Source organism: Geojedonia litorea (assembly GCF_042654525.1).
Lineage (GTDB): Bacteria > Bacteroidota > Bacteroidia > Flavobacteriales > Flavobacteriaceae > Geojedonia > Geojedonia litorea.
In genome coordinates this window covers 504,998-518,136 of record NZ_JBHSGP010000014.1, presented here as the reverse complement: position 1 = coordinate 518,136, position 13,139 = coordinate 504,998, and the positions used below count along the sequence as shown (strand labels likewise).

Below are 13,139 nucleotides of genomic sequence, written 5' to 3'. Positions count from 1 at the left end.
TATGTTTGATGTTCAACGCATAAGGCAAGACTTTCCAATACTTTCGCGCAAAGTCAATAATAAACCCTTGATTTATTTTGATAATGCCGCAACCTCTCAAACCCCTAAACAGGTAATAGATGCTATAGTTGATTATTATAGTAATTACAATGCCAATATTCATAGAGGCGTACATAGCTTAAGTCAAGAAGCCACAGATAAATACGAAGAAGCCCGATTAAAGATAAAAGATCATTTTAATGCAAAACATAGCCATGAGATAATTTTAACCTCTGGCACTACTCATGGCATTAATTTAGTGGCACATGGATTTGGATCTATACTAAATAGCAATGATGAGGTTTTGGTTTCAGCTTTAGAGCACCACAGTAATATTGTCCCTTGGCAAATGTTATGTGAAGCCACTGGGGCAAAACTGAAAGTAATCCCAATGAATAACGAAGGTGAACTTGTGATGACCGAGTTTGACAAATTAATTTCTAATAAAACAAAATTAGTGTTTGTCAATCATGTTTCAAATGCATTGGGAACTATCAATCCAATTTCATACATCATTGCGGAGTCTCATAAGGTTGGCGCCGCTGTTTTAATTGATGGTGCACAGGCTTGTCCGCATATAAAACCCGATGTACAAAACTTAAATGTCGATTTTTATGTGGCCTCAGCTCATAAAATGTGTGGACCAACGGGTGTTGGAATGCTTTATGGGAAAGAAGAATGGTTGAGAAAACTACCGCCGTACCAAGGTGGTGGTGAAATGATTGCAGAGGTGACCTTTGAAAAAACCACTTATGCCGATTTACCTCACAAGTTTGAAGCCGGAACACCTAATATATGTGGAGGTATTGCTTTTGGTGCAGCCTTAGATTATATGAACACTATTGGTTTTGATGCCATCGCAAATTATGAACATCAGCTTCTCAAATACGCTACAAAAAAATTGAAAGAGATTGAAGGCCTTAAAATATATGGGATATCTGCTCAAAAAACCGCAGTGGTTTCATTCAATTTAGAAGGCATACATCCTTATGATATAGGTACAATTCTAGATAAAATGGGAATTGCGGTTAGAACAGGACACCATTGTGCTCAACCTATTATGGATTTCTTCAAAATTCCAGGAACCGTAAGAGCCTCATTTTCATTTTACAACACCATTGAAGAAATTGATTGTTTGATTGATGGTGTAATGAAAGCAAAGGACATGCTTTCTTAATAGCTCTCCCGATTAATCAGTTTTCATTTGAATTTAATTTGGTAATGCACTTTATCGAAAAACCAGTATGTTTATTTATGAAAAGTTAAAATTTTCTTAAAAAAATTATATATTCGGCAATATCTTAATTAAAAACTTAAATAAATGAAAAAATTATGTTTTAGTATGGCTGCACTCGCCCTGCTATTTTCTTCATGTGAGAGCGATCAAAATCAAAAATTAGATCAGGAGGCCGAAGTTGACATGAGCGACTTTTATGTTTATACTGATAGCGATGTTGAAGAATCTGGGAGATCGATTAATAATTCAAAAACATGCTACGCCATGGTGAACCTTAACCGTGATTTAAACGAAAATCCAGGGTTGGAAAAAAAGATGTATGATATTGAGTATCATACCAGAAAATTTATTGCTAAAGGCAAACCTAGCGATAAGGGTAAGCCAGGGGGTGGAGATTCAGGAGATGCTGATGTTGACGTTTTACCAATTGCCGATAATCTTGGTATCATAAACATTCCGGTCTACGTACATATCGTTTACCCAGATGCTAATGTGATTTCTAACAATCAGGTGCAATCACAAATAAATGTTTTAAATGCCGATTTTAGAAACCCAAACACAAATTTGCTACCTGAAGGCACTACTTTTGCCAATGATGCTACAGATGCTGGTTTTCAATTTACTTTAGCAGGAACGTTTAGGCATAATGATTCAAAATCGTCTTGGGGGACTAACAATTCTGTTAAATCTGCCTATCCACCAATTACTCCTGAGACTCATTTAAACATTTGGGTGTGTAATATTGGCGGAGGTATTTTAGGATATGCACAGTTTCCAGGTGGTAATTTAGCTACTGATGGTATTGTGTTAGGTGGAAATTATTTCGGAATCACGAGCGGATCTTACGGTTTAGGAAGAACAGCAACTCATGAAGTTGGCCATTACCTTAATTTACGTCATATTTGGGGAGATGGAAGATGTCGTCAAGATGATTTCGTGTTAGATACGCCAGATTCAGACGGGTCAAACGGAGGGTGTCCTACGTTCCCATCTGTAAGTTGTAAATCTGCAGATATGACTATGAATTACATGGACTATACTTATGACCAATGTATGTATATGTTCACAGATGGACAACGAAATAGAATGCGTGCAATTTTTGCGTCTGGAGGACCAAGAGCAGCTATGGTTGGAAATTAATTTTCTCATACTTTATAAAAAAAAGGCTCCATTTGGAGCCTTTTTTTATTTAGTTAACCATACCTGCCATGGTATTTTTGCCAAAATTAAAATTAAAGCCAGCGTATAAAATATAGCAAACGATTTAAATTTCGGTTTTGAGGTAAGTTTCTTTTTATGTTTAGAGTATCCCATAGTTATAAACACCAAGGCGATAATCATCGTTAAGGGATGTTCAATAATATTAGATCTTAAAAGTGAATTTTTCATCACTTCGCCCATACCTAGTTCACTTATAACGGTTAAATAATCGGCTGCAAAAAACAAAACAATGCCTATAAGTAATTGAATATGTGAAACAATAAGTGTGAACAAAGATATTCTAAAATCGAAAGCTCCAAATTCCTTATTTCCAAAGTATTTAATTAAGGCATTAAAAGTGGCTATTACTAGCATAAGTAATACAAGATAGGCCCAATAAGAGTGCAAAAATTTAACGGTTTCGTACATGATTATATTTTGAAATGTTAGTCTAGCAAATGTACTAATTTTAATTATCTAATGAAGAAAACTCATATTCGTGCTCAACTTTACAAATTCTTATTTTATACCAACGGTACCATTTAGTTTTCCCTTGCTTTTGGGCTTCAAGATGATCTGCTTGTTGCTTCCAATTTTTAATGGCCTCTAAACTTTCCCAATAGCTAACGGTAATACCAAGATCACTTCTCGAACTTTCTATACCCAAATATCCAGGTTGTTTTTTGGCAAGTTCTTCCATTTTATTGGCCATTTCGGCATAACCAGTAATGTTCTCTTTTTGAGTTGAAGTAAAAATAACGGCATAATAAGGCTTGAAATTTGGGCTCATATCCTGTGCCTTTTTTTACTCCATGTTAAAACTTTTACACCGGGAGAATAATGAACTCTTGTAGGAGAATCTTTTAAAAGAAAATTCAATTTAGGATAGTTAATTTCTAATTCGTCAATATTAAGGTTATATAAAGGCCATTCTAAATGATGAACATCATAAGTAATAATACTTTTTTTGTAATCTTGAAAAACGGCATAGCGTTCAGTTAACCAAACATCTATTTCATCTTTTATAATAGGAGGATTTTCAATTTTGTACGTAGTGTTAAAATAATTGTCCTGCTTACGATTAAAAGACATATAGTTAGTTTCAGTTCGCTTCATTTCAGCATACTCATATGGAAACCTAGACAAGGTTTTTAAAACTCGGCATGAGGATCTTTTACTGCCTTCCATGCTTAAAAAATAAACACCAGGTTTATTATTAAACCTAACATAAATTCTGATGTTTATTTCATGGAAATCAGAAATATGTGGAATTTTCAAAATGCTCCTTACACCAACATGATTCATGTTAAATGCAACAAGGCTAATCCAAGTCTTTCCATTAATAATATCTAGCTCAATTCCTTTTGGAAGAAGTTCTTGTATTAAAATTGGGTCTACTTCCCAGTGAAAAAAAAGTGCTTTATTCCATTCTTGATAGAATTTCCAAGGCCTAGTTGGGTGATCAAAGGGCCTGTGTTTAACCTGACTTAAAATATCTCTAGCCTTCAAGATAAATATCGATTATTGGTTACTCTATATAAATTCCTACAGTTAACTCTCCTTTGTCATTCATTGTTGCTCTGTACATCCCAGCGGTATTAAACTCTGCAACTAAATTGCCGTTTTTATCAACTGCTACAATACCTCCTGTGCCTCCCAAATTAGTTAATTTAGATTGAATAACCTCTTTAGCAGCAGCCTCTAATGTTATGCCTTTGTAGTCCATTAATGCCGAAATATCATAAGCAACCATACCTCTAATAAAATATTCACCCCAGCCGGTACTAGAAACCGCACAGGTGGCATTATTGGCATAAGTTCCAGCCCCTATTATAGGTGCGTCTCCTATTCGTCCCCATCGTTTATTGGTCATTCCTCCTGTAGAGGTTCCAGCGGCTAAATTTCCATTTTTATCGAGTGCGGCACAACCAACAGTCCCAAATTTAGAATCTTTAATATTTGGATCGTAAAATGCCTGTTTGTCATCATGATCCAATTCAGTTTTTTCAGAATCTTTTATTTTTTGCAAGGCTTTATATCTGTTTTCTGTATAGAAATAGCCTTGGTCAACAAGTTGTAAGCCCTGCTCTTTTGCAAATATTTCTGCACCTTTCCCAGATAACATCACATGCTCAGAACGCTCCATGACAGCCCTAGCCAAGTTAATAGGATTTCTCACGGTTGTAGTTCCTGCAGACGCTCCGGCATTGCGCGTTTTGCCATCCATTATGGAAGCATCTAGTTCGTTGGTTCCTTCATTTGTGAATACCGCACCTTTACCAGCATTAAATAATGGAGAATCTTCCATGACATTGATGGTTTTTTCTACTGCATCTAGGCTGCTGCCTCCATTTTTTAAAATGGTATAGCCAACACGAATGGCCTCTTCTAAAGTAGCTTTATAAGCAGCTTCCATTTCGGGAGTCATATTTTTCTTTAGGATGGTGCCAGCACCTCCGTGTATAATAATGGCAAAATCATTTGCTTTTAGTGCAGCACTATCACTGGCTTTTGTCTTATTATCAGACATGGCTGTAAGTTCTTTTTCATTTTTACATGAAAACAACGCTAAAGAAAGTAGAAGCAGAAGGGAAAGTTTTTTCATTGTTTAATTATGATTTAATTCAGCATTAAAGTTACACTATTTGCAAATTAAGTTTGACACAAAAGCGACAATTTATTAGTACCTTTGCCTCAAAATTTAATAATTCGCAAAAAATATATAAATATGCAGGTCGTTATTGATAATTTCGGAATAGAAAAGGCTTTAAAAACTTTAGGTGTTCAATCTATTAATCAGGGAACTTCAACAGGTTCTAATTGGTTTTCAAATGGAGAAGTTCTTGAAAGTTTTTCGCCAGTAGATGGTCAATTAATTGGCAAGGTAAAATCAACTACCAAGGACGATTATAGTAGGGTTATGGAAGCTGCAACTTCTGCATTTAAAACTTGGAGAACAATGCCAGCTCCACAGCGTGGTGAAATTGTACGACAGTTTGGTGATAAACTACGAGAAAAGAAAGAGGCTCTTGGCAAATTGGTGTCTTACGAAATGGGTAAAAGCTATCAGGAAGGTCTTGGTGAAGTTCAGGAAATGATTGACATCTGTGATTTTGCAGTGGGATTATCGAGGCAGTTACACGGACTCACAATGCACTCTGAACGTCCAGGGCATAGAATGTATGAGCAGTACCATTCTTTGGGTGTGGTAGGGATTATTTCGGCATTTAATTTTCCTGTTGCTGTTTGGGCTTGGAATACGGCTTTGGCTTGGATTTGCGGAGATGTTTGTGTTTGGAAACCTTCAGAAAAAACACCATTGTGTGGTATTGCCTGCCAAAATATTGCTGCAGAAGTATTTGCAGCTAATAATTTACCAGAAGGAATTTCTTGCTTGATAAATGGCGATTACAAAGTTGGGGAGTTTATGACTAAAGATAAACGAGTACCATTGATTTCTGCAACCGGATCAACCAGAATGGGTAAAATTGTTGCTCAAGAAGTTGCAGGAAGATTGGGCAAATCTTTATTGGAACTAGGGGGCAACAATGCCATTATAGTCACTCCTGATGCCGATATTAAAATGACTGTTATTGGTGCTGTTTTTGGTGCCGTTGGTACTTGCGGACAACGCTGTACTTCTACACGACGTTTAATTATTCATGAAAGCATTTACGACAAAGTAAAAAATGCTATTGTTGATGCTTATGGACAACTGCGAATTGGTAATCCGCTTGATGAGAACAACCATGTTGGCCCATTAATTGATACAGATGCGGTTAAAATGTATCAAAATGCTTTAACTAAAGTAGTTGAAGAAGGTGGTAAAATTGTAGTTGAAGGAGGCGTACTTTCTGGTGAAGGTTTTGAAAGTGGTTGTTATGTAAAACCGGCAATTGCCGAAGCACAGCCGCATTTTGAAATTGTGCAGCATGAAACCTTTGCTCCAGTGCTTTATTTATTAAAGTATTCAGGAGATGTTGAAAATGCCATCGATATTCAAAATGAAGTCGCTCAAGGTTTATCATCGGCCATTATGACGAATAACTTACGTGAGGCCGAGCGTTTCCTATCTGTTGCAGGCTCTGATTGTGGTATTGCGAATGTTAATATTGGAACTTCTGGAGCCGAAATTGGAGGTGCTTTTGGTGGCGAAAAGGAAACTGGAGGTGGACGCGAGTCAGGATCTGATGCTTGGAAAGTTTATATGAGACGTCAAACCAATACCATTAATTATACAACCGAACTGCCATTGGCTCAAGGCATTAAATTTGATTTATAAACTGTAGTAAACTAAAAACCTTGTCTAAAGTTTAGCGAACTAAACAGTAGCAAGGTTTGGTAGGTTTTGATTAATAGCAGTACTAATTTCGCAAATAAAATGCTACATTTCATCAAAAAACTATAAGTGGTATAAAATTGTGTGTAGTTGGTAAAAATGCCGCTTAACTATATTTAACTTTTCTTAAAATACGGTAAGTTTCTTTTAAAATAATATTGAGTTCGTCACTATAATTTCGTAGGATGGGTTTTACTTCATTAAGCTTATCTATAGCTTCATGAAACAGATTCAAATAACAAATTAGATAGGTGACTGGTAAATTTTTAAGATCGTCTTCTTCAGCTTTAGTAAGACTTAATCCTTTAGTAAGTTTGTCAACTATGGCGTTATTGGCGTTGTAGATATGATGCAATATGCGTTTATCATATTGTGGAGGTTCAAAAATTAAATTGGTTTCTATTTGATAATTTACATTGTTGTTAAAATGAATAATGGTTTCTTCTAACGGATAATATTTGAACGAATTTTGTAATCCTAAATTCACGTATTCAATAATCTTAAAATGATCATCATCATATGAAATGGAAACTTCATCTAATGTTGAAAAGAATAAACGCACTTGCTCATTAACCAATTCAATATCTACTCGAGAATAGTAGGTTTTGTCTTTTACAAACTTTTTTTGACCAGACCAGCAGAGCACAAAATATTCTTTAAATACTTTGTATTGAGGGTTAAAATCTTTACGCTTGTTCATGAAATCAAACACACCGTCTAAAGTATATTCAATATTATTTTGGGCATGATTTTCAATTGCTTCCACAATTTTTGAATTGACATCCTTGATTTCAATATCAAAAACCTTTGGCATGCTCATGCTTCCATCTCTAAAAAACACCGAGCCTCCATAGTATTTCCAAATGTTTTTTCTTAATGACGTAATTTTATTGATCGGTCTAATTGTGACCAAACCAACAACTTTGTTATCAGGTAAATGCGGGAAAGAAATATTTTCGTATTGTACTATAGGAGGATTTGTTAGGTAGGCATTTATTAAATTTTGAATTTTACTGTCATCAAAGAAATCAACACCAATTATAGCATTGTCGGCATCTTCAACACCAATAACTATATAGGAGTTGTTTTTAGGGTTGCTGTTAGACAGCGCACAGATGTGCTTTAGAAGCTTAGCTTTCCCTTCTTTTTCACTAATATCAATTTTACGCTTTTTATCATAAAAGCTGTTCTCATCGTTGTGAGCAAGAAGGCTTTTAATAAGTAGGCGTTTATTAATCATGGTTAAAAATGAGTCAATTCAGTCATTTAATTACAATTCTTTCTTAACGGTTGTACTATTGGCTTGCGCTGTAGGGAATACCAGCAAGTCGGCAATGTTTACATGAGCGGGTCGAGAAATTGTAAAGTATATGATATCAGCAATATCTTCAGCCTGAAGCGCTTTAAAACCTTTATACACAGAGTCGGCAATTGCATCTCCTTTAAAACGTACCTTAGAAAATTCGGTTTCTACCAATCCGGGATTGATGGCGCTCACTTTAATACCAAAAGGATTTAAATCAATACGCATACCTTCAGTAATTGCAAGTACAGCATGTTTGCTTCCGCAGTAAACATTGCCTTTTGGGTATACTTCTTTACCAGCCGATGAGCCAATGTTTATAATGTGACCAGATTTTCGTTCTACCATTTGCGGAATTACAGCCTTACTTACATAAAGCAAGCCTTTCACATTTATGTCCATCATAGCATCCCAATCATCCAAATCACCATTTTGGATCGGATCCAATCCGTGTGCATTTCCTGCATTATTTATAAGAATATCTATGGCACTAAATGGTTTTGGTAAGGATTGAATAGCTTTTGTAGTTCCAGTTTTGTCACGTACATCAAAAGTTAAGGTATGAATATTGGTTTGTGGGCTCAACTCTTTTTTAAGCTGGTCAAGACGTTCTTGACGTCTGCCACACAAAATAAGATTAATGCCGTATTTGGCAAATTCAATTGCCGTAGCTTTTCCTATACCGCTAGTTGCTCCAGTAATTAACGCCGTTGTATTGCTCATGTTTTTCAATATTATGGTACTTTATGTCCTTGACTGGCTGTTAAAATTAAAAACCAATCTTCAAGATCAAGGTTAATATTCAAGGCTTTAACCGCATTAGAAATGCGTGTTTTATCAGTAGTTCCTATTACAGGATGAATAGTGGAAGGGTGTTTTAATAGCCAAGCTAAAATAAGTTGATCTATGGTGGCATCATAAGCAGTTGTTAAATCTTCTAATTGTACTTTGATTCTTTGGGTTTGCTCAGAATTATCTTTGAATATGGATCCAAGTGGAGACCATGCCATTGGAGTTATGTTTTTTTGAATCATTTGATCTAGAGTACCATCAAACATAGCCTTATGTTGTGTAATTGAACACTCTATTTGATTAACCTCAATATTACTTTGGGATGAAATTAAATCCACTTGGGCGGGTGTAAAGTTTGAAACGCCAAAAGCTTTTATCTTTCCATCTTGTTTTAATTTAGATATTGCCTTTGAAACCTCATTGGGATGCATTAACGGACTAGGCCTATGTAATAAAAATAGATCCAAATAGTCAGTCTTTAAATTCTTGAGGGATGTTTCAGCAGACCAAATAATATAATCACTTGAATAGTTGTAATGTTTGATTTTGTTATTTCGATTTTCACATAAATACTGGATACCACATTTGCTTATTAGTTGAATAGCTTCCCTTTTTATAGAACTTTCAGAAAAAGCTTTACCAAAGTCAGCTTCAGTTGTATATCCCCCATAAATATCGGCGTGATCAAAAGTGGTAATACCTAGTTCAATACAATGGTTCATAAGTTCAATCATCTCCTTTTTAGAGAAATTCTTACCCCATTGGCCCCAGGTCATTGTGCCGGAAATAATTCTAGAATAATTCAAAGTAGTTGCAGTTTATAATGGTTTTTATGCGATTTGCGTATAAAATTACTTAAAACCTATTGAAAATGGTATAATTGTTTTTAATAATTAAAATCGATTATTGTATAGGCTTTATTTAACGCCTCACGGTTTTTAAATTGTAAATATTGTCTCTATATAATCTAAAACAGGAATGTAGCCGTATATACTCTACAAACCGAATTTAAAAACGAAAATTTTATGAAAACGTTCAAAAAACTAAACCTATTCTTTTTATCTCTCATTTTACTCACATTTTATAACTGTAATGACGACTCAAATGGACCTTCAAACGGAGAACCAGCAAGTATCACCATAAAGTTGGTTGATGGACCAGGTGACTATGATAAGGTAGTTGTTGAAGTTATTGATGTTATGATTAAAATGAATGACGACAGCGAAGATGAAGGTGGTTGGGAAAGTGTTGGAGCCACAGGAGGTTCTTACGATTTATTGGAATTAACTGGAGGGCAAAATGCTGTTTTGGTACAGGATTACGAAGTTCTTGCTGGTGAATTAAGTCAAATTAGATTAGTTCTTGGTGAAAACAATTATGTAGTAAAAGATGATGTTCAGTATGACTTAAAAACACCAAGTGCACAACAATCAGGGTTAAAACTTAAAGTAAATCAAACTTTAGAAGCTGGCTTCCTTTACAGTTTTGTATTAGATTTTGATGTTGATAAATCTATTGTAGATGCGGGTAATTCTGATAATATTATTTTAAAACCTGTTATTTATGCAAGTTTAGAGTTCGCATCTGGTATTGTTCAAGGAGCTATATCTCCGGCTGATGTTGATACAATGATTTCTGCTGAAGTTAATGGGGAAACCTATTCTACAATGACTGGTGAAGGTGGTGTGTTTATGCTTTATGGTATACCAGAAGGCACTTATGACCTCACTATTACTCCAGATCCAGAATCAGGATATCTTACTCAAGTAGTTAGTGTTGAGGTCGTGAATGGTCAAATTACAGATATAGGAACTATAGAGCTTCAAATGAATGGCGCTATAACAGGTACAATTTTAAATGCTGGTGCAGCTGTTGCAGCTACGGTTTCAGTAACAGTTGGGACTGAAGTTATTTCGGCTGATACTGATGCGAATGGCGTATTCTTATTAGAAAACATTCCTCCAGGTACCTATACCGTTACAATTACACCAGTAGATACTACTTTAACTTTTGCAACGATAGAAGCGACTGTAATTTCTGGAGAAACTTTAGACTTAATGGAGATTAATCCACAGCCATAATTTTTGACAAAAAAAGTCTAGTATAAATTTAAGGGGGGCACAATTGTGCCCCCCTTTTTATTTAACCAATCGTTAACAGTAAGTTTAACCAATCATTAACAGCGTTACAATAAAAATTTTAACAATTTGCAATGCTCAAATAAGCACAGTATATTCGGGCTTTTAAAACTAATTAATATGATGGAAGAAACAGCTACAATTGATATTAAGACCATTAATGAAAAGATAGAAAAAGAGAGCGCTTTTGTTGATTTGCTGACGTTAGAAATGAATAAGGTAATCACTGGCCAAAAGCATATGGTTGAGCGCTTACTTATTGGCCTTTTAGGACAAGGTCATATTTTACTTGAAGGAGTTCCAGGACTTGCAAAAACATTAGCTATTAATACCTTATCACAAGCCGTTGATGGGAGTTTTAGTCGTATTCAATTTACACCCGATTTGTTACCAGCTGATGTAGTTGGTACAATGATTTATAATATGAAACTTAATGACTTTTCAATTAAGAAAGGTCCTATTTTTGCCAATTTTGTACTCGCCGATGAGATAAATCGTGCACCTGCTAAAGTTCAATCGGCATTGCTTGAGGCCATGCAAGAGAAGCAAGTAACTATAGGTGATGAAACCTTTATTCTAGACAAGCCTTTTTTGGTTATGGCTACTCAAAACCCTGTTGAGCAAGAAGGAACTTACCCTTTGCCTGAAGCACAGGTGGATAGGTTCATGCTAAAAACGGTGATTGACTATCCTAAAATGGATGAGGAACAGCTTATTATGCGTGCCAATTTAAAAGGAGCTTACGATAAAGTAAACCCTGTAGTCTCTGTAGAACAAATTCTCAAGGCCCAAAAAGTGGTTAGAGAGGTATATATGGATGAGAAAATTGAAAAATATATTCTAGATATTGTATTCGCTACAAGATATCCCGAGAAATATAAGCTAGCCGATTTAAAGCCATTAATTTCTTTTGGAGCATCACCTCGTGGTAGTATCAATTTAGCGTTGGCCGCTAAATGTTACGCATTTATTAGACGACGTGGTTATGTAATTCCAGAAGACGTTCGTGCTGTAGTTCACGATGTACTTCGTCATAGAATTGGGATTACTTACGAGGCCGAAGCCGAGAATGTCACTTCCGAAGATATCATTAACAAAATCGTAAACGAAATAGAAGTACCTTAAAATTGACAATTGAAAAAAGGATAATTGATTATTAAGTTATAATTAATCAATAAAAATATTCAATAGACAATTGAAAAATGGATACTAAAGAATTACTAAAAAAAGTACGAAAAATAGAGATTAAGACACGCCGATTGTCTGATCATATTTTTGGTGGCGAATACCACTCCACCTTTAAAGGTAGAGGTATGACGTTTAGTGAAGTAAGACAGTATCAATTTGGTGATGATGTTCGAACTATTGATTGGAATGTTACCGCACGATACAGCGAACCTTACGTAAAAGTTTTTGAAGAAGAGCGCGAACTAACCATGATGCTCATGGTAGACATCTCCGGTTCTGAATTTTTTGGAACCGACGAACAATTTAAAAACGAAATAGTAACCGAAATTGCCGCAACTTTAGCTTTTTCAGCAACACAGAATAACGATAAAATTGGATTGATTCTATTTTCAGATGTTGTGGAACTCTATATTCCACCGAAAAAAGGACGATCTCATGTTCTGCGTATCATTCGTGAACTTATTGAATTCCATCCAAAAAGCAAGAAAACTAATATCGCCGAAGCCTTAAAATTTTTATCAAATGTGATGAAGAAGAAAGCAATTGTGTTTTTGCTTTCTGATTTTATGGATGATGACTATCAACATACGCTTAAAATTGTGTCAGGAAAGCATGATGTTACAGGAATTAGAATTTATGATAAACGGGAAGAACGTATTCCTAATCTAGGTGTAGTTCAAATGCAAGATGAAGAAACAGGAGAATTGGTACTTGTAAATACAAGTTCAAAAAGAATTCGAATGAACTATGAAAAGTATTATCGAGAGAAGTTGGATTATTACAATGATAGCTTTAAAAAATCTGGAGCCGGTATAATCGATTGTCGATTGGATGAGAGTTATGTGAGAAAATTATTAGGCTATTTTAAAAGAAGAGGATAATTAAAAGGTAAAAGGTAGAAGT

13 protein-coding genes are annotated in these 13,139 nt (G+C 35.2%); 6 read left to right on the top strand and 7 right to left on the bottom strand.

Annotated features, from left to right (window positions below; translation table 11 throughout):
• Position 1 precedes the first annotated feature (1 nt).
• Positions 2-1,216, top strand: a complete 1,215-nt coding sequence (locus tag ACFO5O_RS10265; RefSeq protein ID WP_387963449.1) for an aminotransferase class V-fold PLP-dependent enzyme — start codon at positions 2-4, stop codon at positions 1,214-1,216.
• Positions 1,217-1,360: 144 nt separating this feature from the next.
• Complete coding sequence (locus tag ACFO5O_RS10260) at positions 1,361-2,416, top strand: zinc metalloprotease (RefSeq protein ID WP_387963447.1); 1,056 nt, start codon at positions 1,361-1,363, stop codon at positions 2,414-2,416.
• 45 nt (positions 2,417-2,461) lie between these two features.
• Here the strand turns inward: ACFO5O_RS10260 and ACFO5O_RS10255 are convergent, their stop codons facing one another.
• The 4 genes from ACFO5O_RS10255 to ACFO5O_RS10240 are packed head-to-tail and all read right to left on the bottom strand — an operon-like array spanning position 2,462 to position 5,081.
• Entirely contained in the window at positions 2,462-2,905 is a 444-nt protein-coding gene (locus tag ACFO5O_RS10255; RefSeq protein ID WP_387963445.1) for a hypothetical protein, read from the bottom strand.
• A gap of 40 nt (positions 2,906-2,945) precedes the next feature.
• Positions 2,946-3,266, bottom strand: a complete 321-nt coding sequence (locus tag ACFO5O_RS10250; protein WP_387963443.1) for an antibiotic biosynthesis monooxygenase family protein — start codon at positions 3,264-3,266, stop codon at positions 2,946-2,948.
• The gene (locus ACFO5O_RS10245; RefSeq protein ID WP_387963441.1) at positions 3,263-3,985 is read right to left on the bottom strand and encodes a YqjF family protein; all 723 of its coding nucleotides are present in this window, start codon (positions 3,983-3,985) and stop codon (positions 3,263-3,265) included. Before ACFO5O_RS10245 ends, ACFO5O_RS10250 begins: the two co-directional genes overlap by 4 nt.
• Positions 3,986-4,004: 19 nt before the next feature.
• A complete protein-coding gene (locus ACFO5O_RS10240; protein ID WP_387963439.1) occupies positions 4,005-5,081 on the bottom strand; it encodes an isoaspartyl peptidase/L-asparaginase family protein in 1,077 nt (358 codons plus the stop codon).
• Positions 5,082-5,204: 123 nt separating this feature from the next.
• On the opposite strand from ACFO5O_RS10240, the gene amaB reads away from it, so the two are divergent.
• Complete coding sequence (gene amaB / locus ACFO5O_RS10235) at positions 5,205-6,758, top strand: L-piperidine-6-carboxylate dehydrogenase (RefSeq protein WP_387963437.1); 1,554 nt, start codon at positions 5,205-5,207, stop codon at positions 6,756-6,758.
• 163 nt (positions 6,759-6,921) lie between these two features.
• Here the strand turns inward: amaB and ACFO5O_RS10230 are convergent, their stop codons facing one another.
• The 3 genes from ACFO5O_RS10230 to ACFO5O_RS10220 are packed head-to-tail and all read right to left on the bottom strand — an operon-like array spanning position 6,922 to position 9,716.
• The gene (locus tag ACFO5O_RS10230; protein WP_387963435.1) at positions 6,922-8,055 is read right to left on the bottom strand and encodes an ATP-binding protein; all 1,134 of its coding nucleotides are present in this window, start codon (positions 8,053-8,055) and stop codon (positions 6,922-6,924) included.
• 30 nt (positions 8,056-8,085) lie between these two features.
• On the bottom strand, positions 8,086-8,841 hold the full coding sequence (locus ACFO5O_RS10225; protein ID WP_387963433.1) for an SDR family NAD(P)-dependent oxidoreductase: 756 nt from the start codon (positions 8,839-8,841) through the stop codon (positions 8,086-8,088).
• Between the two features lie 11 nt (positions 8,842-8,852).
• Positions 8,853-9,716 carry an aldo/keto reductase gene (locus tag ACFO5O_RS10220; protein ID WP_387963431.1) on the bottom strand — a complete coding sequence of 288 codons (864 nt, stop codon included), beginning with the start codon at positions 9,714-9,716 and terminating at the stop codon, positions 8,853-8,855.
• Between the two features lie 219 nt (positions 9,717-9,935).
• On the opposite strand from ACFO5O_RS10220, the gene ACFO5O_RS10215 reads away from it, so the two are divergent.
• From ACFO5O_RS10215 to ACFO5O_RS10205, 3 genes are all read left to right on the top strand, one after another.
• Positions 9,936-10,991 carry a DUF4382 domain-containing protein gene (locus ACFO5O_RS10215; protein ID WP_387963429.1) on the top strand — a complete coding sequence of 352 codons (1,056 nt, stop codon included), beginning with the start codon at positions 9,936-9,938 and terminating at the stop codon, positions 10,989-10,991.
• Positions 10,992-11,171: 180 nt separating this feature from the next.
• Positions 11,172-12,173 (top strand): AAA family ATPase, encoded by a 1,002-nt coding sequence (locus ACFO5O_RS10210; RefSeq protein WP_387965113.1) that lies wholly within the window; start codon positions 11,172-11,174, stop codon positions 12,171-12,173.
• Between the two features lie 77 nt (positions 12,174-12,250).
• Positions 12,251-13,117 (top strand): DUF58 domain-containing protein, encoded by an 867-nt coding sequence (locus tag ACFO5O_RS10205; protein ID WP_387963427.1) that lies wholly within the window; start codon positions 12,251-12,253, stop codon positions 13,115-13,117.
• The last annotated feature ends 22 nt before the right edge of the window (positions 13,118-13,139 follow it).

What these genes read in the sequence shown, in the direction of transcription:
- ACFO5O_RS10265 (WP_387963449.1), top strand. Translation starts at nt 2, where the DNA reads ATGTTTGATGTTCAACGCATAAGGCAAGACTTTCCAATACTTTCGCGC.
- ACFO5O_RS10260 (WP_387963447.1), top strand. Translation starts at nt 1,361, where the DNA reads ATGAAAAAATTATGTTTTAGTATGGCTGCACTCGCCCTGCTATTTTCT.
- ACFO5O_RS10255 (WP_387963445.1), bottom strand. Translation starts at nt 2,905, where the DNA reads ATGTACGAAACCGTTAAATTTTTGCACTCTTATTGGGCCTATCTTGTA.
- ACFO5O_RS10250 (WP_387963443.1), bottom strand. Translation starts at nt 3,266, where the DNA reads ATGAGCCCAAATTTCAAGCCTTATTATGCCGTTATTTTTACTTCAACT.
- ACFO5O_RS10240 (WP_387963439.1), bottom strand. Translation starts at nt 5,081, where the DNA reads ATGAAAAAACTTTCCCTTCTGCTTCTACTTTCTTTAGCGTTGTTTTCA.
- amaB (WP_387963437.1), top strand. Translation starts at nt 5,205, where the DNA reads ATGCAGGTCGTTATTGATAATTTCGGAATAGAAAAGGCTTTAAAAACT.
- ACFO5O_RS10230 (WP_387963435.1), bottom strand. Translation starts at nt 8,055, where the DNA reads ATGATTAATAAACGCCTACTTATTAAAAGCCTTCTTGCTCACAACGAT.
- ACFO5O_RS10225 (WP_387963433.1), bottom strand. Translation starts at nt 8,841, where the DNA reads ATGAGCAATACAACGGCGTTAATTACTGGAGCAACTAGCGGTATAGGA.
- ACFO5O_RS10215 (WP_387963429.1), top strand. Translation starts at nt 9,936, where the DNA reads ATGAAAACGTTCAAAAAACTAAACCTATTCTTTTTATCTCTCATTTTA.
- ACFO5O_RS10210 (WP_387965113.1), top strand. Translation starts at nt 11,172, where the DNA reads ATGGAAGAAACAGCTACAATTGATATTAAGACCATTAATGAAAAGATA.
- ACFO5O_RS10205 (WP_387963427.1), top strand. Translation starts at nt 12,251, where the DNA reads ATGGATACTAAAGAATTACTAAAAAAAGTACGAAAAATAGAGATTAAG.